A 24,839-nucleotide genomic window follows, 5' to 3' on the forward strand; every position below is an offset into this window, starting at 1 on the left:
CTAACCGGTCGGCCCGGGCCGACGGGGGATCCACTCGCGCCACAGTGGCCTTCTCACCCGCGAGTGTGCTCAGGGTTCCGTGTGCTCAGGGTTCCGTGTGCTCAGGATTGAGTGTGCTCGGGGTTCAGTCCCCGGCGAGGTCGCGCATCTAGGCCGAAAGCTGGTCCGAAGCCGATCCCGGCCCCGACGACGTCGGCGCCGCCGCCACCCGCTGCGCGAGCAGCGCGCAGATCTCGGCCGCGGGCAGCGCCTTGGACACCAGCCAGCCCTGGGCCTCGTCGCAGCCGTAGCCCTCCAGCGTGGACCAGGTGCCGGGGTCCTCGACGCCCTCGGCGACCACCCGCAGGCCCAGGGAATGCGCCAGGTCTATGGTCGAGCGGACGATGGCGGCGTCGTCGGCGTCGAAGCCGATGCCGCCGACGAAGGAGCGGTCGATCTTGATCTCGTCGAAGGGCAGCCGGCGCAGGGTCAGCAGCGAGGCGTAGCCGGTGCCGAAGTCGTCCAGGGACAGCCGGACGCCGAGCTTGGACAGGCCGATCAGGGCCGCGCGGACGCTCTGCGCGTCGCCGACCAGGACCCGCTCGGCGACCTCCAGCCGCAGCGCCTCGGGGCGGACCCGGTGCTGCGCCAGCTTGCGGGCGACCATCTCCACGAAGTGGGGGTTCTCGATGTCGCGCAGGGAGACGTTCACAGCGATCGGGACGCCGTAGCCGTTGCGCCACCACTGCGCCGCCTGCCGCAGCGAGACGTCGAGGATGTACTCGGTCAGGCGCGCCATCAGGCCGCTGGACTCGGCCAGCTTCACGAACTTCTCCGGCGGTATCGCGCCGCGGACCTCGTGCCGCCAGCGGGCCAGCGCCTCGACGCCGACCAGCCGCTCGCCCTTGAACGAGGCCTGCGGCTGGTAGTGCACCTCGATGCGGCCGGCGTCCAGGGCCGCGCGCAGATCGGACAGCAGGGCCAGGCGGTCCGGGCTGTTGCGGTCCTTGGCCGGGTCGTAGCGGACCCAGCCGTTCTTGCCGCGTTTGGCCTCGTACATCGCCACGTCCGCGTGCCGCAGCAGGACGTCGTAGTGCCGGGCGTCGTCGGGATGCAGCGCGATGCCCAGGGAGGCCTCGACGTCGAGGTTGAAGCCGTGCAGCCGGTAGGGGACGGCGACCGCGTCCAGCAGGCGCTGCGCCAGCTGCTGCGCGGCCTCGACGTCCGGCAGGCCCGGCAGCAGGACCGCGAACTCGTCGCCGCCGAGCCGGGCGACCATGTCCTCGACCCGCACCGCGGCCGACAGCCGCGCGGCCACCTCGCGGATCAGCTCGTCGCCGGCGGCGTGCCCGAGGGTGTCGTTCACCTCCTTGAAACGGTCCAGGTCCAACAGGAACAGCCCGATCTTGCCGGGCGGGACGGACACGGCGGCCGGGGTGCGGCCGGTGGAGTACAGGGAGGAGGGCCCGTACTCCTCGGAGTCCGGGGCGTTGCCGAGCATGATCTCGGCCTGACGTCTCAGGGCTTTGCGGTTGGGCAGCGCGGTCAGCGGGTCGTGCAGCGACTGCCACTCGCTCTCGTCGAAGGCCAGCGCGCTGCGGTAGAAGACGATGAGCACCGGTATGAACAGCACGATGAGGTAGGGCTCGTGCCGCATCACCACGGTGATCAGCGGGGCCAGCACCACCGAGGCGCCGACCACCTGCAGTTCGACCCGCCATTCGCGGCAGGCTATGACGGACAGGCGGACCCCGGTCCACAGCGCCACGGCCTGCCAGACGAAGAACAGGTTCACCACGAAGTACGCGACGCCGGCCAGCAGGATCGCGGCCATGGAGGTCACGTTCGGCGCCCAGGGGCGTCCGGGCGTGGGGACGATCCCGAAGAACCGCAGCACCAGGCAGGCCGCGCCCAGCGACAGCGTGAACTGCGAGACGTTGAACAGGATCCGCCACCAGGTCCGGCGCCCGGCCGCGCCGCCCACCAGGGAGGCCGCGGCCTGCACCATCGCCGCCAGCGGCCAGCCCGCGAGCATCAGCAGGGCGATGGTGAACACCGTGGTGGTGGCCGCCTCGCGGTTGGTGTGCTGCAACCGCATCAGGGGCCGCAGTTCCCCGAGGAAGACCAGGCAGACGGTCATCAGCAGGGCGGGCATGGCTTGCGTGGTCGGTCCGGACCCGCGCCAGTTCAGGATCAACAGGGCGGCCAGGATGGTGATCCCGGCCGCGCTGACGGAGGCGACGAAGGCGTACAGGCGTCCCGGATCGGCCTTCGGGCCGTAGTCCGGCTCGAATGGTCGGTGCATGGAGCGGACCCTCCTGTACCGGTTCTTTTCCAGAGAACTCAGCGTTGGCGCGCGCGTCAGGCAAACGAGCTGACGCGGCCATATTGCCGTATCAGAACGTCGCCGACCAGAGACGGACCGTAAAGGTTTCGCCTTGGTCTTGACGCCGGGCCGAACGTGGGTGTCAGGCCCCTGCTTCGGCCACTGTATCGGCAGCGGCCTCGGGACCGTCGGCGAGCAGGACCCGGAATCCCGCCTCGTCCAGCACCTTCACCCCGAGTGTCAAAGCCTTGTCGTGCTTGCTGCCCGGATTGTCGCCGACCACCACGAACGAGGTCTTCTTCGACACCGAACCGCTCACCTTCGCACCGCGGCTGGTGAGTTCCTCGGCGGCACCATCCCGGGTGAATCCGGCCAATGTGCCCGTTACGACCACGCTCAATCCCTCAAGAGGCCTCGGCCCCTCGGGCTGGGACTCCACAACAGGCACCACGCCGGCGGCCTGCCACTTGCGGATGATCTCGCGGTGCCAGTCCACGGCGAACCACTCCACGATCGCGGTGGCGATGGTCGGGCCGATGCCCTCGGCGGCCTTCAGCTCCTCCTCGGTGGCATCGGCCAGGGCGTCGAAGGACGGGAACTCCCGGGCCAGCACCCGGGCCGCGGTCGGGCCGATGTGCCGGATCGACAGCGAGACCAGGAAGCGCCACAGCGGCCGCTCGGTCTTGATCAGCTCCAGCTGCTGCAGCAGCAGCTCGGTGGTGGCGGTCGGCACGCTGGGCTTCTTGGGCGTGCCCTTGGTGTAGAAGTACGGCACCAGCTCCATCTCGCCGGGCTTGGCCTCCGCACCGCGCTTGGCCTGGAGCATCTTCAGCTCGGCGAGGTCCTCGATCTTCAGGCTCAGCAGGTCGCCCTCGTCGTGCACCGGCGCGGTCCCGCCGGCCGGCTGGGTCAGCGCCAACGCCGACTCGTAGCCCAGCGCCTCGATGTCCAGGGCGTTGCGGCTGCCCATGAAGTCGATGCGCTCGCGGATCTGCCCGAGGCAGTTCTCGGAGTTCGGGCAGCGCAGGTCGATGTCGCCCTCCTTCTGCGGGGCCAGCTTGGTCCCGCAGTCCGGGCAGTTCTCCGGCATCACGAAGTCGCGCTCGGAGCCGTCGCGCAGGTCCTGCACCGCGCCGACGATCTCCGGGATCACGTCGCCGGCCTTGCGCAGGATCACCGTGTCGCCGATCTTCAGGCCCTTCTTCACCACGATCTCCTGGTTGTGGAGGGTGGCGTTCTGAACCGTGGAGCCGGCGACCGTGACCGGCTCCATCACCGCGTACGGCGTCACCCGGCCGGTACGGCCGACCTGGACCCGGATGTCCAGCAGCTTGGTGGTGACCTCCTCCGGCGGGTACTTGAAGGCGATGGCCCAGCGCGGGGCGCGGGAGGTGCTGCCCAGCCGGCCCTGGATGGCCAGGGCGTCGACCTTCACCACGACGCCGTCGATCTCGTGCTCGACGTCGTGCCGGTGCTTGTTGTAGTAGTCGATGTACTTCTCGACGTCCTTCAGGCTCTGGACGACCTTGACCCGGTCCGAGGTCGGCAGGCCCCAGGCCCGGAGGGCTTCGTAGGAGTGCGACTGGGAGGTCGGAGTGAAGCCTTTCCGCGCGCCGATGCCGTGCACCACCATCGACAGCGGACGCTGCGCGGTGATGCGCGGGTCCTTCTGGCGCAGCGAGCCGGCCGCGGCGTTGCGCGGGTTGGCGTAGGAGCGGCCGGTCTCGGCGAGGATCTTCTCGTTCCACTCGTCGAACGCCTTGACCGCGAAGTAGACCTCGCCCCGGACCTCCACCAGTTCCGGGACGGGGAACTCGGCGGTCCCGGTCAGGGTCTTGGGGATGGTCTGGATGGTCTTGGCGTTCGGCGTGATGTCCTCGCCGGTGCGGCCGTCGCCGCGGGTCAGGGCCCGGGTGAGCTTGCCGTTCTCGTAGAGCAGGTTGATCGCCAGGCCGTCGACCTTCAGCTCGCACAGCAGGTCCGGCAGCGAGCCGAGGTCCTTCTCGATGCGGTCGGCCCAGGTCTTCAGCTCGTCGGCGGTGAACGCGTTGTCCAGCGAGAGCATCCGCTCCAGGTGCGGGACCGAGGTGAACTCGGTCTCGTAGGCGCCGGCGACCTTCTGGGTCGGCGAGTCCGGGGTGCGCAGCTCCGGATTCGCCTCCTCGATCGCCTCCAGCTGCCGCAGTTTCACGTCGAACTCGGCGTCGCTGAGCGTCGGCGCGTCGAGCACGTAGTAGCGGTAGCGCGCGTCCTCGATCTCCTCGGCCAGGGCCGCGTGCTGCTGAGCCGGGGTAGCGGCGGTGGTCTCATCCATGGCGGACAACGCGTCACCTCACTGGTCGGGACTGCTAGGGGGCCTTGCGACAAGAAGAATCTATCGCCCGGCACTGACAGTCCCGCAGTTCAGGAGGCTTTGTCCGCCAACGCGTCGGCCGTGCGGTGAGCGAGGATCAGGGCCTGGCGGGCCCATGGCGGAGTCGCCCCGGCCAGTCCGCAGGTCGGGGTGATCGTCGTGGCCTCGGCCAGCTGCGCGGGCGAGAACCCCAGCCGGGTCAGGGAAAGGACCTTGTCCAGCAGCTGGTTGACGCCGGGCGCGCGGGCCGGCTCGGTGGACGGCACCACGCCGAGCATCAGGCCGGTACCGGCCTCGATCGCCTCGCCGAGCTGTTCGTCGCGCGCCGTCTGGACGTCGATGCCGGTCGCGTCGAAGGAGACGAAGTCGGCACCGGACTTGCGCAGGAGGTCGATCGGGACGCCGGGGGCACAGCAGTGCACAGCGGTCTGGGCGCCGGCGTCGTGCACGGCCTGGAGCACCCCGGCCAGCAGTTCGCGGGCCACCGGCTCCTCGACCGCGCGCAGCATGCCGAAGCCGCTGGCGGTGGGCACGGTGCCCCTCAGGACGCCGGGCAGCGCCGGCTCGTCGAGCTGCACCAGCAGCGCGCCGGCCTGCGGGGCGCGCTTCTTCAGCTCCGCGATGTGCACCTTCAGCCCTTCGGTCAGGGACTCCGCGAGGTCGCGGACCGCGCCGAGGTCGGCGAGCATCCGGTTGCCGTACCGCAGCTCCAGGGTCGAGGCCAGGGTCCAGGGGCCGACGGCCTGCACCTTCAGGGTCTGGGTGAACTCCTGCGCGCTCTCCTCCAGGTGGTCGAGGTCCTGGCGCAGGAAGGAGTCCGCGCGCCGGGCGTCGCGCCCGGGCCGCTCGGTCAGCCGCCAGCCGCTGGGCTGGACCTCGGCGTAGAAGTCGACCAGCAGCGCGGTGCCGCGGCCGATCATGTCCGCGCCCACGCCGCGCGCCGGGAGTTCGGGCAGGTGCGGCAGGTCCGGGAGTTCGTCGAAGACCAGGCGGGTCGCCGCGCCGGTGTCGGTGCCGGGCAGGGAGCCGATGCCGGTGGCGCGTGGGGGTCGGTGCATGGGACGAGCGTAGCCAAGGTGGACCAGGGCGGGGCGGCTCGCTGCCTCGGAACCCTGCGGCGGCGGGCCGCCCGGCGCCCGGGGGCGCGGCCCGGTGCCGCACGCCGCCGACATCACCCGTCAGGGTGTCGAATGCGCGAGCCGAGAGCCCAGGTCGCCGCTATTGTGACCTGCACCAGCCCTGTTCAACGCCCGCCTGCCTTCCGGTGGCCCGTCTTGACCTCCTGGAGCGCGTCCGTGTCGACCGTGTTCTTCGCCGCGAGCCCCGCCGAACTGCGGGTGGTGGCGGCCGCTGCGGCCCACGCCGACACCTCGGCCGTGCTGTCCGCCCTGGACACCGTGCCCGCCGGCGACCTGGATCCGGCCCAGCTGATCGACCTGGATCTGCTGGTGACCGGCAACGACCCCGCGGAGGTGCGCGAGGCGGTGCTCACGCCGGCGCATGAGGGCCCTGACGATTCCGGCGGCACCGTCCTGCTGCCGGTGCGCCGGGCTCTGGGCTCCCGGCTGGCGCACCTGAGCGACCACGACGTGGACGCCCTGGCCGAACGCTGGGCCGCCGCCGACGGGGCCGCCGACGGGGGCTGGGACGCCTACCGCTGCGGGCAGCTGATCCGGTCGCTGTCGCTGCTGGCGCTGTTGGCCGGGGCGGACCAGCGGGAGCTGTTCGTGCGCTTCGACAGCTGAGGCGGCGGCCGGCCGGGTCCGGCTCACGCCGCCGCCGCCGGCTTGCGCAGCTGTCCGAGCGCCTCGGAGTAGCGCCGCAGTTCCTCCAGCAGCCCGTGCACGCCGCGCTCCCGGTGCTCCCCCGGCACCGCCAGCCGGCCGTCGGCGTCCAGGACCTCGCGCAGCGGCAGCGCCACGACGTCGGGCAGCGGGGTCATCCCCAGTGCCACCGCGACCGGCGTGATCATCTCGACGGCCCGCAGGCCCGCCGAGGACATGCCGTAGCTGACGAACCCGACCGGTTTGCCGGCCCACTCCGCGTACAACAAGTCCAGCGCGTTCTTCAACGGCGCGGTGATCCCCCGGTTGTACTCCGCGGCGAGGATCAGGAAGGCGTCGGCCGCCTCGACCGTCTCGCTCCAGCGCCGGGTGTGCTCGTGGAGGTACGCCCTCTCAGAGGGGTGCTCCGGTTCGTCCAGGAACGGCAGGCCGATCTCCGCCAGATCGGCGAGCGCGACCTCGAAGCCGCCGTGCTCGCGGGCCAGGGTGAGCACCCAGTCGGCGACGGCGGTCCCGACCCTTCCCGGACGGGTCGTGCTGGTGATGACGAGCAGGCGGGGCATGGTGTCCTCCTGGTGGGTCCAGATCGAAGCGGGTGATGAAGAACTGCGCGAGCGGGCCGATGGCGGCGGCGAACAGCACGGTCCCGACGCCGACGGTCCCGCCGAGCAGCCAGCCGGCGGCCAGGACGGCGATCTCGATGCCGGTCCGGGTGCCGCGCAGCGAGCGGCCGGTGCGCGCGGCCAATCCGGTCATGAGGCCGTCGCGGGGGCCGGGTCCGAGACCGGCGCCGACGTAGAGGCCGGTGGCGACGCCGTTCAGCACGATGCCGCCGAGCAGGAGCGCCGCGCGCGGGACGAGGGCGTGGACCGGCGGCAGCAGGCCGAGGACGGCGTCCGCGGCCAGGCCGACCACCACGACGTTGCCCGCCGTGCCGAACCCGGGCCGCTGCCGCAGCGGGATCCAGGCCAGCAGCACCAGCGCGCCGACGACGATCACGACCTGCCCCAGCGGCAGGCCGGTGTGCCGGGCGAGGCCCTGATGCAGCACGTCCCAGGAGGCCAGACCCAGGTCCGAGACCGCCATCAGGGCCGTGCTGGCGCCGAACAGCACAAGCCCGGCGAACAACTGGACCAGGCGGCGCGCAATGTTCGGTGACATGTCAACAAGTCTGCGCCGAGGTTAGGTGACATGTCAACAACAGCGCTAGACTGGGCCCGTGACCGCGACCGAGCCCCGCTGGCTGGACGACGCCGAGCTGCGCGCCTGGCTGGCCTACCGCCGCATGCACCTGCTGCTCAACGCCGAGATCAGCCGCGACCTGGCGAAGGAGGCGGGCTTGTCGGAGGCCGACTACGACGTCCTGTCGAACCTGACCGCCTCCGACGACCGGCGGCGGCTGAGCGAGCTCGCCACCCGCATGCGGTGGTCGAAGAGCCGGCTCTCGCACCACATCACGCGCATGGAACAGCGCGGCCTGGTGCGCCGCGAGGAGGTGGACGGCGACGCCCGCGGCTCGCTGGTGGTGCTCACCGCGCAGGGCCGCCGCACCATCGAGCAGGCCGCGCCCGGCCACGTGGCCTCGGTGCGCCGGCACCTGATCGGCCGGCTGAGCCCCGAGCAGATCAGGGTGCTGGGAGACATCGGCGAGGCGGTGCTGGGCCCGCTGGAGGCGGGCGGCGTCGGGGACGAGTGATGCCCCGGGCCGAAGCGGCCCGGGGCATCGGAAGGTAGCGCGTGCTCAGCTCAGGCCGGCGGCCTTCATCATCGCGGCGATGGCCGGGCCGGCCGCGCTGTTGCCGAACCCGCCGTTGAGGACCAGAGCGCTGACCGCGATGTCGTTCTTCGGGTCCATCGCGATCATCCAGGAGTCGGTCGGGTCGGTGGCGTTCGGCTCGGCCGAGCCGGTCTTGGCCCCGAGGGTCGGCGAGATGCCGGCCAGCGAGGTCGCGGTGCCGTTGGTGATGACGCCGCGCATCATCGTCTGCAGGTTCTGGTCCACCGACGCCGGCAGCGGCTGGGCCTTGGCCGGGGCCTGGAAGCCGGGGATCAGGACCGGCTGGTGGAACTGGCCGGTGGCCACCGTCGCGGCGATCGAGGCCATGGTCAGCGGGCACATCGTGATCATGCCCTGGCCGAAGGCCGAGGCGGCGAGCAGGCTGTGCGTGTCGGCCGGGGGCACCTGCAGGGCGCCGCCGGTGCAGTAGGTGGCCGAGCCGACGCCCATGTCCCAGGGCTGGTTCATGCCGTAGTAGTCGTGGACGGTCTTGGACAGGCTGTCCATCGCCAGGTTGTGCCCGATCGTCGCGTTGACGAACGAGGTGTTGCAGGACTGCTCATAAGCGGTCAGCAGGGTGGCGCCGGTGAAGCCGTTCTTCAGGCCCTCGTCGTTGTGGTAGGTCTCGGTGCCCACCTTGGCGGTCGGCGTGCAGTCCGCCGTGTCCGACAGCTGCATGCCGCCGAGCAGGAGCGCGGTGGCGGTGACCGTCTTGAACGTCGAGCCCGGCGCCCGGGTGGCCGTGTAGGCCATCTTGAGGTTGTTCTTGTTGTTCGTGGCGATGGCCAGGATCTCGCCGGTGGAGGGCTTGATCACCACCATGCCGGAGTTCGGGTACGCCTTGAGCGCGTTCTCCGCCGCGGTCTGGATCTTCGAGTCGATCGTCGAGGCCAGCTGCAGACCGCTGGTCGCGTTGGGCGCGCCGAGCTGGATCGTGTTCGATCCGGGGATCTGGTTGCCGGTGTTGTTGTCGACGAACTGGATCTGCAGCGAGGCCTGCGTCCCGTTCTGCGGCTTGGCGATCGCCAGCTTGGTGATGATGCTGGCGATGCTCGGGTGCTCGGTCCCGGACAGCGGCGCACCGCCGCGGTCGGCGACCGGCACCGAGGGCGGCACCGCCTTCAGGTTCGAGGCGGCGCTCAGCTGCGGGTTGATCATCGCCGAGGCGAAGTGCACCAGCGCCGGGCCGTTCCCGGTCGGCGGCAGCACCGACATCGTGGAGTTGTAGGACCACGTCAGGCCGTCGTCGAAGGTGTCGGTGACGCTGAAGCCGTAGTGGACCGCGTTGGCCAGCGGGTCCGGGGTCGCCGGGCTGCTCGGGGCGCCCGGGGTCGAGGAGCCGGAGGCCGACGTGGAGCCGGCGCTGCTCGGCGCGTTCTGCTGCGAGCCCAGCTTGAGCGCGATCGTCTTGGGAGCCAGGGACTCCATCACCGACTTCAGCCGCGGCCCGGCCTTGTCGGGCAGGTCCGTCATGGACCCGGCCTTCGTGTAGTCGCCGGACTGCCACGCCGCCAGGAACGCCGCCGCGACCGTGTCGGTCGGGCTGGCCCCTTGAGAGGTGGCCGCCGAGGTACCGCCGTTCGCCGCCGGCTTGGCCTTGGAGCCGCCGGAGCACCCCGCGGTGACCACGGCGAGCGAGGTGGCAACTGCGGCTATCGCCAGGAGCGTGCGTCGTGAACCCATCGGGGTCCCTCCCCTATACGTCGGATCGGGTTTTCAACCTACGACCCTAACCGACGCATCAGAGGCCCAAATGGTTGGCACGCTTAACGTGAGGTCTGCGCCACTGTGGCGGATCCGATGACGCGGGTACCGTCGTAGAGGACTGCCGCTTGCCCCGGCGCGAGGCCTCTAACCGGTTCGTGGAGGACTACTTCGATCGCGTCCGGACCGGTGCGCTCAGCGGTGGCCGGCACCGCCTCGCCGTGCGCGCGCAGCTGCGCGCGGCACTCGATCCGGCCGGTGAACTCCGGGCCGCACCAGCGCAGCTTGATCCCGGACAGCCCGGTGACGTCCAGTTCCTCGGCCGTACCGACGGTCACGGTGTTGTTGACCGGCGAGATGTCCAGGACATAGCGCGGCCGTCCGTCGCCGGCCGGATCGCCGATGCGCAGACCCCGGCGCTGGCCGATGGTGAAGCCCCAGGCGCCGTCGTGCTCGCCGACCGTGCGCCCGGTGCTGTCGACGATCGGACCGGACGTGGTGCCCAGGGTCTTGGCGAGGTACGCCTTGGTGTCGCCGTCGGGGATGAAGCAGACGTCGTGGCTGTCGGGCTTCTTGGCCACGTACAGACCGCGCTCGGCCGCCTCGGCCCGGACCGCGGGCTTGGTGTCGTCGCCGAGCGGGAACAGGGAGTGCCCCAGCTGGTCGGCGTCCAGGACGCCCAGGACGTAGGACTGGTCCTTGGCCGGGTCCGCGGCGCGGTGCAGCTCCGGGCCGTGCGGACCGTCGAGCAGGCGCGCGTAGTGCCCGGTGGCGACCGCGTCGAAGCCCAGGGCCCGCGCCTTGTCCAGCACCGCGGCGAACTTGATCTTCTCGTTGCAGCGCAGGCACGGGTTCGGGGTGCGGCCGGCCCGGTACTCGGCGACGAAGTCGTCGATCACGTCCTCGTGGAAGCGGTCGGACATGTCCCAGATGTAGAAGGGGATGCCGAGCATGTCGGCGGCGCGCCGGGCGTCGTGCGAGTCCTCGATCGTGCAGCATCCGCGCGCGCCGTCGCGCAGGGCTTGGCGGTTGCGGGACAGCGCGAGATGGACGCCGGTCACCTCGTGACCCGCGTCCCGGACCCGGGCGGCGGCCACCGCCGAGTCGACACCACCGGACATCGCCGCCAAGACACGCATGCCTCAAGGGTACGTGCAATGGTTGACTGTGAGGCGGGTCATATCGGGCGGGACGGGCTACCACGAGCGGAGGACGCCATGAGCGGCGCCGAGGGCACGGACAGCATGGTCATCGTCGGCGCGAGCCTGGCGGGTGCGAAAACCGCCCAGGCGCTGCGCGAGGACGGCTGGGACGGGCCGATCGAGCTGGTCGGCGCCGAACACGACCTGCCCTACGAGCGCCCGCCCCTGTCGAAGGGCTACCTGCAGGGCAAGGAGGAGCGGGACAAGGTCTTCGTCCACGAGTCCGGCGCCTGGTACGTGGAGAACCAGGTGGGCCTTCGCCTGGGCCGCACCGCCGTGGCGGTCGACCGCGAGCGGCACCTGGTACGCCTGGACGACGGCACCGAACTCCCCTACGGCAAGCTGCTGCTGGCCACCGGCTCCTCCCCGCGCCGGCTCGACATCCCCGGCGGCGACGCGAAGAACCTCTGCTACTTCCGCACGATCGAGGACAGCCAGCGCACCAGGGACCAGTTGATCCCCGGCTCGCGCCTGACGATCGTCGGCGCCGGCTGGATCGGCCTGGAGGTGGCCGCCGCGGCCCGCGAGAAGGACGTCGAGGTGACCGTGCTGGAGGCGGCCGAGCAGCCGCTGCTGCGGGCGCTCGGCCCCGAGGTCGGCGCGCGCTTCGCCGACCTGCACCGCGCGCACGACGTGGACCTGCGCCTGGGCGTCGGCGTGGACTCCTTCACGTTGCAGGACGTGGACGGCGTCGAGCAGGCGACCCGCGTCCGGCTCGCCGACGGCACCGAGCTGGAGGCCGACCACATCCTGGTGGCGGTCGGCGCCGCGCCGAACTCCGGACTGGCCGAGGCGGCCGGGCTGGAGGTCTCGAACGGCATCGTGGTGGACGCCACCCTGCGCACCTCGGACCCCGACGTCTTCGCCGCCGGCGACGTGGCCAGCGCCTGGCATCCCTTCTACGAGGAGGCGATCCGGGTCGAGCACTGGGCCAACGCGCTGAACCAGCCGAAGGTCGCCGCGGCCTCGATGATGGGGGTCACGGATCTGAAGTACGACCGGCTGCCGTACTTCTTCACCGACCAGTACGACCTCGGCATGGAGTACGTCGGCCACATCCCGTCCTCGGGCTACGACCAGGTGGCGTTCCGCGGCGACCCGGATTCCGGGGCGTACATGGCGTTCTGGCTGGCCGGCGGGAAGGTGCTGGCCGGGATGAACGTGAACGTTTGGGACGTGGTCGACGAGGTGCGGAGCCTGATCCTGGGCCGGGCCGCGGTGGACCTGGGCCGGCTGCAGAACGCGGCGGTGCCGCTGGCCGAGGTCGCGGCTGCGGCCTGAACCGGCTTTCGAAGCTCAGTACTCGAGGTCGCCCTCGTTGATGCAGACGTTCAGGTACGTGATGTTGGTGGTGCTGAGGTTGAAGAGGATCCCGTGCGGGTTCATCTTCCACTGCTCCCCGCGCACCCCGAGCTTGGACCAGATCCCCTCGGCCCACCAACCGTTCTCGCTGTCGGCGGCGCGCACCTGGTCGGCGATGCCGTAGTTCCGCAGGTCCAGCAGATTGTTCGTGTTCTCCCACGGGCACCACAGCGAACCGGTGCTCAGCCGCACCCCGGACGCGACCACGTCGGACGTGGTGTACAGGCAGACCTCGTTGGTGCTGCACCCGGCGTAGTCCTGGGCCACGGCGGTGCCAGGCGTGGTCGGCGGCTTGTAGGTGAGCGTGACGCTGTCCTTGGCGTAGCGGATCGAGTCCCCGTCCACCACGCCCCCGGGCTTGCGGGAGAGCTGCGCCTTGATCGAGGACTGCACCCAGTTCTGCCCCGAATCGTCGACGGACGCCGAAGCCGGGCAGGCGGCCAGTGCGGTGGCGGACAGGAAAGCGCCCGCGATGAGCGCGAGTACAGGACGCGTGTGAAGCATGATGCCCCATTCGTCGTCGACACGGCCGGATGGTGAATCAGAGTCCTGTTTTAACCGGTCAGCTGTCAATGGACTGTCCTAAAACGGACATGGGGCTACAGCCCTTAACTCAGCCCCGCCGCCCGCGCCCGTCCCACCACCGGACCGATGGCCTCGGCCAACGCGTCCACATCAGCCTTCGTCGACGTGTGCCCCAGCGAGAACCGCAGCGACCCGCGGGCCGGCTCCCCCTCGACGCCCATCGCCAGCAGCACGTGGCTGGGCTGCGCGACGCCGGCCGAGCAGGCCGAGCCGGTCGAGCACTCGACGCCGCGGGCGTCCAGCAGCATCAGCAGCGAGTCGCCCTCGCAGCCGGGGAACGTCATGTTCGCGATGCCCGGCAGTCCGGTGCCCGGGCCGCGGTCGCCGTTCACGACGGCGTCGGGCACCTCGGCCTGGACCCGGGCGATCAGCTCGTCGCGCAGCGCGGTCAGCGTCTCGGCCTTGGCCTCGCGGTCCTTCACGGCCTCCACCACCGCGGCCGCGAAGCCGGCGATGGCCGGGGTGTCCAGGGTGCCCGAGCGGACGTCGCGTTCCTGGCCGCCGCCGTGCAGCACCGGAACGGCCTGGGTCTTGCGGCCCAGCAGCAGCGCTCCGACGCCGATCGGGCCGCCGATCTTGTGCGCGGTGAAGGTCATCGCCGACAGTCCGCTGGCGCTCCAGTCCACCTCCAGGGCGCCGACCGCCTGCACCGCGTCGGAGTGCATCGGGATCCCGAACTCGTGGGCGACGCCGGCCAGCTCGCGGATCGGCTGGACCGTGCCCACCTCGTTGTTCGCCCACATCACGGTGGCCAGCGCCACGGAGTCCGGGCCGCGTTCGATCGCGGCGCGCAGCGTCTCGGGGTGCACCCGGCCCAGGGAGTCGGCCGGCAGCCAGTCGATCTCGGCGCCCTCGTGCTCCTCGAGCCAGGTCAGCGGGTCCAGGACGGCGTGGTGCTCGATCTTCGCCGCCAGGATGCGCCGGCGGCGGGGGTCCGCGTCGCGTCGGGCCCAGTACAGGCCCTTGACCGCCAGATTGTCGCTCTCGGTGCCGCCGGAGGTGAACACCACCTCGGAGGGCCGGGCACCGAGCGCCTCGGCGATCTGTTCGCGGGACTCCTCGACCACCCGCCGGGCCGCGCGGCCGGCGGCGTGCAGGGAGTTGGCGTTCCCGGTGACGCCCAGCTGTGCCGTCATCGCGTCGACGGCGGCCGGGAGCATGGGGGTCGTCGCGGCGTGATCCAGATATACGGCCATGATTAGCTGCGATTCTAAGGGCTGGCGGGACTGTGGCGGTGATCGGCCCGGCCCCGCCCGGCCGGAGGGGATCACCCGGAGGCCGAAGGGCGCACGGAATTCGGGGGGCCTGTTACCGCCGCCCGTATGCGGTAAGGCGGTCAGCCCAGCGAGTATTCCCCCTGGAGCGCGGTCAGGATGATCCGCGCCGGGAAGACCGAGCCGGCGAAGCTGAAGTGGATGCCGTCGTGCTGCCGCGCGAGGATCCGGTGACCGGCGGGGTCGGTGAGGTAGTCGGTGTAGCTGCCGTGGTCGGAGGTCGGTCCGGCGACGTCCACATAGCGGAGCCCGGGGACGTTCGGCACCGCCGCGCGGACCGCGTCGTTGATCCGCGCGAAGATGTGGATCCACGGCGCCGAGCGCGGCACCGGCGGGCCGACCCAGTAGACCCGGCGCTGCGGGTCGCCGGCGATGAAGTCGCGGCTGACGGCCTCCACCCGGCGCGCGTACTCCTGGTTCCAGGCGTTCGACCCGACGTCGTGGCCCTCCAGCGGCCAGCCGTCGTTCGCCCCGAGCACCATGATCACGACGTCCGGGTCGAAGTCCGCGGCGTCCTGCGCCGCCTCGTCCGACCAGTCGAAGACCGACGGCTGCGTCAGTCCGGTGCCGTTGCGCGCCTGCACCCGCACCTTGGCCGGGAGGTGCTCGGCGGCCACCACGCGAGAGAGCTGCTGGCCGTCGAAGTCCGAGAGCGAGTCGCCGGTGACCAGGATGCGCAGCGGATCGGCGGCGGTGGCGTGGCGCACCTCGGCGCCGACCGGCGCCAGCCGGGGCTGGGGGTCGGCCGCGGCCGGGGAGCCCGGCGCGCTGGCCGGAGCCGGCGGCGGCGCCTGGGCCGGCGGCTGGAGCCGGTCCGCGTCCTGCTCCAGATGGGTCTGCCGGTCATCACCCGTCGCGCTGTCGGGATGGCCGAGCATGGCGTCCAGCGAGCTGCGCGGGCGGTTCAGGTCCAGCAGACCCGCGAAGCTGTCCAGCGGGCGCGCGAACCCCAGCAGCAGGTCGCGCGTCGGGCCGGACGGCATACCGAGCCCGGCCCGGACCACGCCGGCGGTGTTCAGCAGCAGGGCGGTGACCAGCGCGATCCGGATCACCCGGCCGGTCTGGCGCGCGGTGGTGACGGGTTCGGGGCCGTTCTCCTCGGACACTGCTCTCCTTTCGCGCCTCGCCTAGAACCGGAAGTAGATGAACGGCGCCACGCCTTGTCCGCCGCTGACGGCGGCGACCACCAGCAGCAGCGCCCCGAGCGAGATGCCCTGCGCGTAGACGGGGAGGGTGACGAACGCCTTCTGCAAGCGCGCGCCGGTCCCCCTGGGCAGCCACTGCACGGCCAGTGCGGCGGCGATGACCAGGACGATCGTCGGCGTGACGATGCCGGTGCCCGGGCCGCCGGCGAAGAGCCGTCCGAGGACGGCGAAGGCGGTGCTCACGTCCGGAGCGTGGAAGAAGACCCACGCCAGGCAGACCACGTGGAAGGTCACGATGCGCGCCGCTGCGGTCTTCACAGGCTGGGGAATCCGTGCGGGAACACTAGTGGGGAAACGCATAGCGTCCGCGACGGAGGGCCACGCACGTTCCACCGCCAGGCCGACGCCGTGAATGCCGCCCCAGATGACGAACGTCCATGCGGCGCCATGCCACAGCCCGCCCAGGAGCATGGTCATCATCAGGTTGCGGTACGTCTTGAGACTCCCGCCGCGGTTCCCTCCCAGGGGGATGTAGAGGTAGTCGCGGAGCCAACGGGAGAGCGTCATGTGCCAGCGCCGCCAGAAGTCCTGGAGGGAGCGTGCGGTGTAGGGGCGGTCGAAGTTGTCGGGGAAGCGGAATCCCAGAAGCAGCGCCAGGCCGATCGCCATGTCGGTGTAGGCGGAGAAGTCGCAGTAGATCTGGACGGCGTACCCGTAGACCGCCATGAGGGTCTCGGTGCCGTTGTGCGCCTGGGGCGTGCCGAACACCGGCTCGACCAGCTTCGTGCCGATCATGTCGGCGACGACCATCTTCTTCACCAGGCCGCCGGCGATCAGGCCGAACGCCCGGGCCGCCGGGATGCGGTTCGGATCGCGCGGGCCCGCCAGCTGCGGGATGAACTCCGACGCCCGGACGATCGGGCCGGCCACGAGGTGCGGGAAGAAGGACGCGTAGATGGCGTAGTCGAGCGGCCTGGCCAGCGCGGTGCGGCCGCGGTGGACGTCGACCACGTAGGAGATGGCCTGGAAGGTGTAGAAGGACACGCCGACCGGCAGGACCCAGTGGAGCAGACCGATGGACAGTCCCAGGGAGCTGTTGACGGAAGCGCTGAAGAAGTCCAGGTACTTGAAGACGCCGAGGGCGCCGAGGTCCAGGGTGATCGCGGCGACCAGCGCGGCGTTGCGGACCTTCGCCGCGGACCGGCGCGCGATGACCGTGGCCGCGAGCTGGTTGGCCACGGTGGAGCCGGCCAGGAGGAAGACGTAGTGCCAGTCCGCGGCCGCGTAGAAGTAGTACGAGGCGGCGAGGATGAAGGGCCGCCACAGGCGCTGACGGGGCATCAGGGCCCAGGACAGAGGCAGGACGAGGGCGAAGAAGAGCGCGAACTGGACGGTGGGGAAGATCAAGGGTGCTGTCCCGGGTGGCCGGTATCGTCAGGGAGGGTCGCAATACCCAACGAAACAGAACACGGACGGTCACGCCCTTCCCAGCGATCGAGATCGCTCTTAGCTTGTCCGGTATGGCACCGCTAAGTGGGGACGACCCGCGCCACCTGGGGGGATTCCGGGTGCTGACGCTGCTCGCCGTCGGCGGCATGGGGCGCGTCTACCTGGCGCTGGGACCGGACCGCCAGGCGGTGGCGCTGAAGGTGGCGCGGCCGGAGTTCGCCGCCGACGCGCGGTTCCGGGCACGGTTCCGGCGGGAGGTCGCCACGGCCCAGGAGGTCGGCGGCGGGGGCGGCAGTGCCGGCGGGGGCGGCGACGGAGATTCGGCCGCCTTGATAGCTCCCGTCGTGGCGGCGGATCCGGAGGCGGAGCTGCCCTGGCTGGCCTCGGAGTACGTGCCGGGACCGTCCGTGACCGAGGCCGCGATGGCGTTCGGCCCGCTCGGCGAGGCGGGCCTTCGGACCCTGGCCCACGGCCTGGCCCTGGCCCTGACCGAGGTCCACGCGGCGGGGGTCGTGCACCGCGATGTGAAGCCCTCGAACGTGCTGCTGGCCCGCGGCGGGCCCCGTCTGATCGACTTCGGCGTGGCGCGCGCCCTCGACGACATCGGTCTGACCAGGGTCGGGGCGCTGATCGGCTCGCCGGGGTTCCTGTCGCCGGAGCAGGCGGTGGGCGAGCCCGCCACCTTCGGATCGGACGTCTTCGCCCTGGCCTCGGTCATCGCCTACGCGGCGCGCGGCCAGAGCCCCTTCGGCGCCGGCGACGGTCCGGCGCTGCTGTACCGGGTGGTGCACGAGCCGCCCAAGCTCGACGGCCTGCCCGCCGACCTGACCGACCTGCTGGCCGCGTGCCTGGCCAAGGACCCCGCCGAGCGCCCGACCGCGCCGGAGATCGCCGGCCTGGTCGCCCCCGAGGACCCCTGGCTGCCGGACGCGGTGCTGGACGACATCGCCCGCCGCGAGGCCGAACTCGCCGCGTGGCTGAAGGTCACCGCCGCCGACCCGCTATGGGTACGCGCGGTCTCGGCGGCCTTCGACAAGGCGGCGGATTCGGCACTGGACATCGCGAACGCGGCGGTGGCGGAGCCCGCGCACCGTGGGACGCGCCGGCGGCGGCCCAGGCCGGCCGATGCCGCGCCCGGGCTCGACTCGCCGGAGGACCGCCGCCGGCCGGACGCGACTTCCGCGGACGCTCGACAGGGTTCCCCTGACAGCGCGTCCCCGCCCGACTCGCCGGCGCACGGCGTACGCCAGCCCGGCCTGCCGCGTTCCGCGGCCGCTCAAGCCGCTGCGGCATTCGCCGCCGGGCCCGAGCCCGAGCCCGAGTCCCGAGCCGAGCCTGAGCACGAGTCCCGGGCCGAGCCCGAGCCCACGCCCGAACTCCAGCCCCAGTCTCAGCCCCAGCCCGCTCCCACCACCCGACCGGGCGCCGCCTACGCGGCCTTCCTCCTCGACCCGGAGCCGCCGACCGCAGCGGCCCCGGCCCCCGCCGCCGCCCACCACCGCGCGCCGCGCCGGCACCGCTTTCCCGTCTATGCCGCCCTCGGTGCCCTCCTGGGCGCCGCGGTGACGGCCGCCGTGCTGCTGCTCCCCCACGGCGGCCACGGCACGCCTGCGCCGCCGCAGAGCCCTGCGAGCAGCTCCGCCGGCGGACAGAGAACCGCCCCGTCCGCCGGTGTCGGCGGGCGGGGCGGCTCCGGGAACCGTCCGGGGACTACTTCCGCTTCAGGATCTCGTCGGTGACCTGCGGGACCACCTTGAACAGGTCGCCGATGACGCCGTAGTCCGCGAGCTCGAAGATCGGCGCCTCCTCGTCCTTGTTGATGGCGACGATGGTCTTCGAGGTCTGCATGCCGGCGCGGTGCTGGATCGCGCCGGAGATGCCGGCGGCGATGTACAGCTGCGGGGAGACCGTCTTGCCGGTCTGGCCGACCTGCGACTGGTGCGGGTACCAGCCGGCGTCCACGGCGGCGCGGGAGGCGCCGACGGCCGCGCCGAGCGCGTCGGCCAGCTTCTCGATGATCGCGAAGTTCTCGCCGCTGCCGACGCCGCGGCCGCCGGAGACCACGATCGAGGCCTCGGTGAGCTCGGGGCGGTCGCCCTTGGGGAGCACGACCTTCTCCACGACCTTGGCCAGCTTGGCCGCGTCCGACAGCTCCACGCTGACGTCCACCCGCTCGGCGGCGGCCGGGGCGGCCTCCGGGGCGGTGGCGTTCGGGCGCATGGCGATGATCGGGGTGCCCTGGGTGACCTTGGAGTGCGCCACGGTCGAGCCGCCGAAGATGCTCTGCTCGGCGACCAGCTCGGCGCTGACGTCGACGGCGTCGGTGAGGATGCCGGAGCCCGACTTGATCGCCAGGCGGCCGCCGACCTCCTTGCCCTCGGCGGTGGCCGGGACCAGCACCGCCGCCGGGGAGTGCTCGGCGACCAGCTTGGCCAGCAGCTCGGCCTTGGGCGCGGTGACGTAGCCCTCCAGCTCGGCGTCCTCGGCGACGTACACCTTGGCGGCGCCGTACTCGGCCAGCTTCTCGGCGGCCTTGTCGTAGCCGGCGCCGACGAACACGGCGCTGGGCGTGCCCAGCGCGCGAGCCTTGGTCAGCAGCTCCAGCGTGACCTTCTTGACCGCGCCGTCGGCGTGGTCGACGAGAACCAGGATCTCAGCCATCTTCCAACGCTCCCTTAGATGAACTTCTGCGCGGACAGGAACTCGGCGAGCTTCACGCCGCCGTCGCCCTCGTCGGCCACCTTGACGCCGGCGCTGCGCGCCGGGCGCTGGGCGGCGTCGGCCACGGCGGTCCAGGCGCCGGCCGCGCCGACCTGCGCCGTCTCGATGCCGGCCGCGGCCGCGTCGAGCCGGGCGATCGGCTTCTTCTTGGCCGCCATGATGCCCTTGAAGGAGGGGTAGCGCGGCTCGTTGATCTTCTCCACCACCGAGACCACGGCCGGCAGCTGGGCCTTGACGATGTCGTGGCCGTAGTCGGTGAGGCGGTTCACGGTGATCTCGGTGCCGTCGATCTCGACCTTCGAGGCGAAGGTGAGCTGCGGCAGGCCCAGGCGCTCGGCCAGCATGGCCGGGACCAGCGAGGTGCGGGCGTCGGAGGCCTCCGAGCCCAGGACCACCAGGTCGAACTCGGTCGTGCCCAGGGCCTGCGCGATGCCGTAGGAGGTGGCCACGGCGTCGGAGCCGGCCAGCGCCGGGTCGGACAGCAGGATGCCGGAGTCCGCACCCATCGACAGCGCCTTGCGCAGCGCCGCGTCGGCGCCGTCGGGGCCCATGGTCAGCACGGTGACCTCGCCGCCGTGCGCCTCGACGAGCTTGAGCGCCTCCTCGATGGCGTACTCGTCCATCTCGTTGAGCACCGGGTTCGAGCTTTCCCGGTCCACGGTCAGGGTGTCCGGGAGGAGCCGCTTCTCGGCCTCCGTGTCCGGCACCTGCTTCACACAGACGACGATTTTCATGATCGCTGTCCGACCTCCTGCTTGAGGGCTTCTCCGGTCTCTCCTCCGCAGCTTGCCATGGTCGGACCTGATTTTAATAAACAGAGCATCCGAACACGGGGGCAGGCAGGCGAGGCTTCCACGGCTTCCGGTGCGGCCCGGCGGTTGCCCACGGTGCCGTCCACGGGGATCGTATCCCGACAAAGTTACCGCTTGGTAGTGCCGCACGGAGCGACGCGCGTCACGTCTCGAATGGGCCGCGCGGGGGAATACCCATGGTGTCCGAGTGACTACTGTGAGGGATGGTGGCCAGCTAGGATGCTCAAAACACGTTGACCAGGGGGGGTGGTCCGATGTCCGGTCCGGGGTCTTCCTTCGACGCCTTCGAGGTGCGCCCCGCCGTGCTGACGGGGTACGCCGAGTCGCTGCGCGCCCGCGCGGCGGAGCTGGCGTCGGTCGGCGAGGCGGTGGCGGCGGTGCGCGTGGAGCACCGCTGGTTCGGCCGGCTGCCGCAGTCGGGCCTGCTGGCCGACCGCTGCGCCGCGCATCAGCACGAGGTGCTCGCCGAGGCCGGAGAACTGACCGCGTGGCTGGCGGCGGCGACGCTCGGGCTAGCGGAGTGCGCCGCGCGGTATTCGTCGGCCGATCGGGTGGTGGCCGGAGTCGCGGACGCGGTGCAGACCGCGCTCGGGGTGGGGATCGAGATACCCGGGAGCGAGCCGGACGAGGTCGTGCCGGGCAACGGGACGCACGGATGAACAGTCCGGTGGAGCCGGTAGAGCCAGTGGGGACGCGGGAGCCTCGGGAGCCCCGAGAGCCGGGCACGGTGCCCGGCGGCGGGTTCGGAGTCGGCTACGCGTGGGCCGTCGAGGAGCCGCCGCGGCTCGACACGATGCTCAGCCCGGTGCACCGTGCGGCACCGAGCGGTGTGGAGGGCACGCTGGCATCAGGCGTCGAATGGGCCCTGCGCGAGGTCGGACTGCTGGACGTGCTGGACCGGGTGACCGGCGACGCCGAGGCCCTGCACGGCGCGGCGGTGCTGTGGCTGGAGCAGGCGATCGCGGTGCGCGGCATATCGACGCGGCTGCGACAGGACTGCGCGCCGCTCGCCGGGAGCTGGCGCGGAGAGGCCGCGCAAGCGTTCGGGGCCGCGATGGACGCCTGTCTGACGGCGCTGGACCGCCTGGCGTTCGGCCTGGCGGCGACGGCGCACCTGCTCAACCGGGCCGGCGTGGCGGCCGGGGCGGCCCAGGACGCGGTGACCGGCGTCGTGACGGACGCCGCGGCGTGGGCGGCGGCCGAGCTGGCCGCGACCGCCGTGGCCGACGTGCTCACCTTCGGCCTGGCCACGGTCGGCGGCGCTCTGGCCGAATCGGCGACACTGGCGGCGTTCCTGGCTCGCGCCGAGCGGATCTCGGCGGAGTTCGCGGCGCTGGTGGAGCAGCTGGTGACCGAACTCGCCGTGCTGAAGGCGGCCCGCGACGCGATCGGCGTCTCCCACGGGCTCCGCGCGCTGCACGCCTTCCGCGCCCTGCGGCAGGCCCAGACCACGATCGCGGAGCTGCGCGGCGCCGGCAGCGTCCTGCGGGCCGCCGAGGGCGCCACGGACGTGGCGCTCGGCCACGCGACCGGACTCCCCCTCGGCGCCGGGGGAGCGAAGGGCCTCGGCGCGCGGATCAGGCACACGATCACCGACGAGGCCGAACAGATCGAGCCCGACCAAGCTGGTACCTGACATCACCAAGCTCGTACCTGACATCACCAAGCTGGTACTTGACACCCGCACGCAAGTACTAGACGATACTCGTCAAGTAGAAGCGACTAGGGATGGAGTCCGCTTTGGCAACGACATGGCGTACCGCCCACGAAGAGCTGGCCCGGGACCTGAACCGCCTGGTCGAGGCGCGCGTCCTGGGACCGGTCGACGTCCTGTTCGGGCTCGACAAGGACCTGCGGCGCCGGGCCTTCGAGGCGGTGCTGGTCTGGACCGAGGAACTGCTCGGCCCGGACGACGACACCGCGAAGATGACCGCCATCCGGCTGGTCAGCACCCTGTTCCCGTCCGACGAGCCCTTCAACCCGCCGACCCAGTGGTGGACCACTCCGTTCGGCCGCGCGGTGCTGCTGCGCGCCGGGCACCCGAACGCCGAGGCGGTGTCGTTCACCGTGGCGGCGGCGATGCTCGGCATCAGCCGGCAGGGGGTGCACGACCTCGCCCGGCGGGGGAAGGTGCAGGCGCATCCGGACGGCGGGGTGACGGTCGACTCGGTGCAGGCGCGGCTGAAGGAGCGGTTGCTGGGCGATTCGGAAGCGGTCGCCTCCGAGAACAAGGGCTGAGGCGGCGTCATGCGGTGCTTCACTCCGGCGACTGCCCCCGACCTCGCACTCAGCCGACTCGGTTATGGCGCCATGCAGCTTCCCGGCCCGGGCGTCTGGGGTCCTCCGGGCGACCGGGAGAACCTGGCGGCCGCCGATCTCGTGCTCGCAGCAGAGGATGTGGCCGTGTTGAACGAGATCAACGCCCTGAGCGACTAGGACCGTCGAAGGACCACCTGGCAGGGGTTCGCCGGATCGTCGGAGGCGCACAGGACGAGATCCTGGCCCGCCTTGTAGACGTCGAACCAGACCGAGTGGGACAGGTCGCCCTCGATCTGCAGCCGGACGCCGGAGCGGCCGCCGGGGCTCTCGGTGTCCCACATGCCCACCGAGGCCGGCACGCCGTCGCCGGCGCCGAGTCCGCCGCCGGACAGCGCGCCGGCGGTGTAGCTGCCGTCGGCGCGCAGGACGACGGACATGTCGGAGCTCGACCGCCAGGTCCCGAGCAGATCGCCGTCGGAGCCGACGGCGACGGGCTCGGCGGTCGACGAGGGCGCCGCGAACCGCCACACCGGACCGCCGATCGCCACCAGGACCGCCAGCGCCACCAGCACGATCCGCCGCGACGCCGCCAGATCCCGCCGCCGCCAGGCCACCGCGACCGCCGACGCGGCCATCCCGGCGGGCCAGAAGAAGGCGGTCACCAGGCAGCAGAAGCACCACAGCAGAAGCCGCGGCCGCCACCGCGACGCCAGCCCGAACAGACCGACACCCACACCCCACAGTGCGCCGACGAGGTAGAAGGCGGTCCAAGGCCGCGCGTCGGGAAGGTGCGGCATGTCGGGGTTCACGTGCGGGCTGTCGAAGAAGACGCGGTAGGCGAAGTACAGCGCCAGCGCGCCCCAGAAGAGCACGCCGAGCCCGACCAGGGCGCCGACGCAGACCAGCGCGGCACGCCGCAGGCCGGGGCCGAGTGCGACGCCGGTGAGGGTCGAGGCCTCGCTCTGCATGCCGAAGAAGGGTTCCTCGGGGGTGTCGGCGGCGGATTGCCAGGCGAAGAAGGACTCTGGATCGGCCTCGGCAGACCCGGGGGAAGGCACGCCGCCGCCGGCCGGAATCCCTTGCCCGGACATCCCTTGCCCGGACAAGGATCCGCCGTCGCCAGCCACAGCCTCGCCTGCCGCAGCCTCGCCAGCCGCGGCGCCGCCGGCTGAGTTCTCCTGCCCGGGCGGAAGCCCACCCGCATCCCCCGCGAAACCCTCGTCGGCTATGTCGTCATCGGCGTGCGAGCCGGCGTCGGTCGAAAACACGCGCCCCACAATGCCGAAAGCCCGGCGGGAGCGAAAGCTCCCACCGGGCCGTCGGTGCGCCTGAAGCGCGGATGCCCTTACACGTTCTCCGGGAAGTGGCAGGCCACCTGGTGCGCGTAGCCGGCCGCGGAGAGGGAGCCGATCTGCAGCAGCGGGGGCTCCTGCGTGCGGCAGACTTCCTGCGCCTTCCAGCAGCGGGTGTTGAAGCGGCAGCCCGCCGGCGGGTTGATCGGCGACGGGACGTCACCGACCAGGCGGATGCGCTCCTTCTGCCCCTCGGCCTTGCCACCCTTGCGATCCGGGTCCGGGATCGGAACCGCGGACAGCAAAGCGGTGGTGTAGGGGTGGTGCGGCCGGGTGTACATGTCGGCCTGGTCGGCGATCTCGACGATCTTGCCCAGGTACATCACCGCGACCCGGTCGGAGATGTGGCGCACGACCGACAGGTCGTGGGCGATGAACACATACGCCAGGTTCAGCTCGTTCTGCAGGTCCTCCAGCAGGTTCATCACCTGAGCCTGGATCGACACGTCCAGCGCCGAGACCGGCTCGTCGGCGATGACCAGCTTCGGCTTCAAAGCCAACGCACGGGCGATACCGATGCGCTGACGCTGACCGCCGGAGAACTCATGCGGATACCGGTTGTAGTGCTCCGGGGACAGACCCACCAAAGACAGCAGATCCTGCACCGCCTTCTTCACACCATTGGGCGTCTCAATGCCCTGGATGTGGAACGGCGCCCCGACGATGGTGCCGACAGTGTGCCGCGGGTTCAGCGAAGACTGCGGGTCCTGGAACACCATCTGGATGTCCCGCCGCAGCGGCCGCAACGCACCCTG

At 71.6% G+C, this 24,839-nt stretch carries 22 protein-coding genes and 1 pseudogene; 8 read left to right on the forward strand and 15 right to left on the reverse strand.

Annotated features, from left to right (window positions below):
- Positions 1-148 precede the first annotated feature (148 nt).
- From ABIA35_RS16750 to ABIA35_RS16760, 3 genes are all read right to left on the reverse strand, one after another.
- Positions 149-2,284, reverse strand: a complete 2,136-nt coding sequence (locus ABIA35_RS16750) for a putative bifunctional diguanylate cyclase/phosphodiesterase (RefSeq protein ID WP_370342458.1) — start codon at positions 2,282-2,284, stop codon at positions 149-151.
- 163 nt (positions 2,285-2,447) lie between these two features.
- Entirely contained in the window at positions 2,448-4,619 is a 2,172-nt protein-coding gene (ligA, locus tag ABIA35_RS16755) for an NAD-dependent DNA ligase LigA (protein WP_370358453.1), read from the reverse strand.
- Positions 4,620-4,708: 89 nt separating this feature from the next.
- On the reverse strand, positions 4,709-5,716 hold the full coding sequence (locus ABIA35_RS16760) for a methionine synthase (RefSeq protein WP_370358454.1): 1,008 nt from the start codon (positions 5,714-5,716) through the stop codon (positions 4,709-4,711).
- Between the two features lie 237 nt (positions 5,717-5,953).
- On the opposite strand from ABIA35_RS16760, the gene ABIA35_RS16765 reads away from it, so the two are divergent.
- Entirely contained in the window at positions 5,954-6,403 is a 450-nt protein-coding gene (locus ABIA35_RS16765) for a hypothetical protein (protein WP_370342463.1), read from the forward strand.
- A gap of 23 nt (positions 6,404-6,426) precedes the next feature.
- Here the strand turns inward: ABIA35_RS16765 and ABIA35_RS16770 are convergent.
- Positions 6,427-6,939 (reverse strand): annotated as a pseudogene (locus tag ABIA35_RS16770) (NADPH-dependent FMN reductase); the annotation flags it as partial.
- A complete protein-coding gene (locus tag ABIA35_RS16775) occupies positions 6,836-7,603 on the reverse strand; it encodes a YitT family protein (RefSeq protein ID WP_370342464.1) in 768 nt (255 codons plus the stop codon). The gene ABIA35_RS16775 and the pseudogene ABIA35_RS16770, both read right to left, overlap by 104 nt.
- A 58-nt stretch (positions 7,604-7,661) precedes the next feature.
- Between ABIA35_RS16775 and ABIA35_RS16780 the strand changes: the two genes are divergently transcribed.
- The gene (locus ABIA35_RS16780) at positions 7,662-8,138 is read left to right on the forward strand and encodes a MarR family winged helix-turn-helix transcriptional regulator (RefSeq protein ID WP_370342465.1); all 477 of its coding nucleotides are present in this window, start codon (positions 7,662-7,664) and stop codon (positions 8,136-8,138) included.
- 45 nt (positions 8,139-8,183) lie between these two features.
- On the opposite strand, the gene ABIA35_RS16785 is transcribed toward ABIA35_RS16780, so the two are convergent.
- Entirely contained in the window at positions 8,184-9,902 is a 1,719-nt protein-coding gene (locus ABIA35_RS16785; RefSeq protein ID WP_370358455.1) for a penicillin-binding transpeptidase domain-containing protein, read from the reverse strand.
- An 83-nt stretch (positions 9,903-9,985) separates the two neighbouring features.
- Positions 9,986-11,062 (reverse strand): tRNA 2-thiouridine(34) synthase MnmA, encoded by a 1,077-nt coding sequence (gene mnmA / locus ABIA35_RS16790; RefSeq protein WP_370358456.1) that lies wholly within the window; start codon positions 11,060-11,062, stop codon positions 9,986-9,988.
- A gap of 78 nt (positions 11,063-11,140) precedes the next feature.
- Here mnmA and ABIA35_RS16795 point away from each other — a divergent pair, with 78 nt between their 5' ends.
- Positions 11,141-12,406 carry an NAD(P)/FAD-dependent oxidoreductase gene (locus ABIA35_RS16795; protein ID WP_370358457.1) on the forward strand — a complete coding sequence of 422 codons (1,266 nt, stop codon included), beginning with the start codon at positions 11,141-11,143 and terminating at the stop codon, positions 12,404-12,406.
- Between the two features lie 15 nt (positions 12,407-12,421).
- Here the strand turns inward: ABIA35_RS16795 and ABIA35_RS16800 are convergent, their stop codons facing one another.
- The 4 genes from ABIA35_RS16800 to ABIA35_RS16815 form a co-directional block, all read right to left on the reverse strand.
- Positions 12,422-12,991 (reverse strand): hypothetical protein, encoded by a 570-nt coding sequence (locus ABIA35_RS16800; RefSeq protein WP_370342470.1) that lies wholly within the window; start codon positions 12,989-12,991, stop codon positions 12,422-12,424.
- Between the two features lie 104 nt (positions 12,992-13,095).
- Complete coding sequence (locus ABIA35_RS16805) at positions 13,096-14,268, reverse strand: cysteine desulfurase family protein (RefSeq protein WP_370342472.1); 1,173 nt, start codon at positions 14,266-14,268, stop codon at positions 13,096-13,098.
- Positions 14,269-14,408: 140 nt separating this feature from the next.
- On the reverse strand, positions 14,409-15,452 hold the full coding sequence (locus ABIA35_RS16810; RefSeq protein ID WP_370358458.1) for a GDSL-type esterase/lipase family protein: 1,044 nt from the start codon (positions 15,450-15,452) through the stop codon (positions 14,409-14,411).
- Positions 15,453-15,473: 21 nt separating this feature from the next.
- Positions 15,474-16,898 carry an MBOAT family protein gene (locus tag ABIA35_RS16815; RefSeq protein WP_370358459.1) on the reverse strand — a complete coding sequence of 475 codons (1,425 nt, stop codon included), beginning with the start codon at positions 16,896-16,898 and terminating at the stop codon, positions 15,474-15,476.
- 113 nt (positions 16,899-17,011) lie between these two features.
- Here ABIA35_RS16815 and ABIA35_RS16820 point away from each other — a divergent pair, with 113 nt between their 5' ends.
- Positions 17,012-18,679, forward strand: coding sequence for a serine/threonine-protein kinase (locus tag ABIA35_RS16820; RefSeq protein ID WP_370358460.1), 1,668 nt, complete (start codon positions 17,012-17,014; stop codon positions 18,677-18,679).
- Here the strand turns inward: ABIA35_RS16820 and ABIA35_RS16825 are convergent.
- Together ABIA35_RS16825 and ABIA35_RS16830 are read right to left on the reverse strand one after the other, a co-directional pair.
- Positions 18,651-19,601, reverse strand: a complete 951-nt coding sequence (locus ABIA35_RS16825) for an electron transfer flavoprotein subunit alpha/FixB family protein (protein WP_370342476.1) — start codon at positions 19,599-19,601, stop codon at positions 18,651-18,653. The genes ABIA35_RS16820 and ABIA35_RS16825 overlap by 29 nt on opposite strands.
- 14 nt (positions 19,602-19,615) lie before the next feature.
- Positions 19,616-20,395: an electron transfer flavoprotein subunit beta gene (locus ABIA35_RS16830; protein ID WP_370342477.1), complete on the reverse strand. Its 780-nt coding sequence runs from the start codon at positions 20,393-20,395 to the stop codon at positions 19,616-19,618.
- Positions 20,396-20,727: 332 nt separating this feature from the next.
- Here ABIA35_RS16830 and ABIA35_RS16835 point away from each other — a divergent pair, with 332 nt between their 5' ends.
- From ABIA35_RS16835 to ABIA35_RS16850, 4 genes are all read left to right on the forward strand, one after another.
- A complete protein-coding gene (locus ABIA35_RS16835) occupies positions 20,728-21,132 on the forward strand; it encodes a hypothetical protein (RefSeq protein ID WP_370358461.1) in 405 nt (134 codons plus the stop codon).
- Entirely contained in the window at positions 21,129-22,109 is a 981-nt protein-coding gene (locus tag ABIA35_RS16840) for a WXG100 family type VII secretion target (protein WP_370358462.1), read from the forward strand. Before ABIA35_RS16835 ends, ABIA35_RS16840 begins: the two co-directional genes overlap by 4 nt.
- Positions 22,110-22,213: 104 nt before the next feature.
- Positions 22,214-22,711, forward strand: a complete 498-nt coding sequence (locus tag ABIA35_RS16845) for a hypothetical protein (protein WP_370342481.1) — start codon at positions 22,214-22,216, stop codon at positions 22,709-22,711.
- A 72-nt stretch (positions 22,712-22,783) separates the two neighbouring features.
- Positions 22,784-22,909 carry a hypothetical protein gene (locus ABIA35_RS16850; protein WP_370342483.1) on the forward strand — a complete coding sequence of 42 codons (126 nt, stop codon included), beginning with the start codon at positions 22,784-22,786 and terminating at the stop codon, positions 22,907-22,909.
- On the opposite strand, the gene ABIA35_RS16855 is transcribed toward ABIA35_RS16850, so the two are convergent.
- Positions 22,906-23,790, reverse strand: a complete 885-nt coding sequence (locus ABIA35_RS16855) for a hypothetical protein (protein WP_370358463.1) — start codon at positions 23,788-23,790, stop codon at positions 22,906-22,908. The genes ABIA35_RS16850 and ABIA35_RS16855 overlap by 4 nt on opposite strands.
- Before the next feature lie 287 nt (positions 23,791-24,077).
- Positions 24,078-24,839, reverse strand: a 762-nt coding sequence (locus ABIA35_RS16860) for an ABC transporter ATP-binding protein (protein WP_370358464.1), incomplete at its 5' end; no start/stop codon positions are given.

It is taken from the genome of Catenulispora sp. MAP12-49 (assembly GCF_041262705.1).
Classification (GTDB): Bacteria; Actinomycetota; Actinomycetes; order Streptomycetales; family Catenulisporaceae; genus Catenulispora.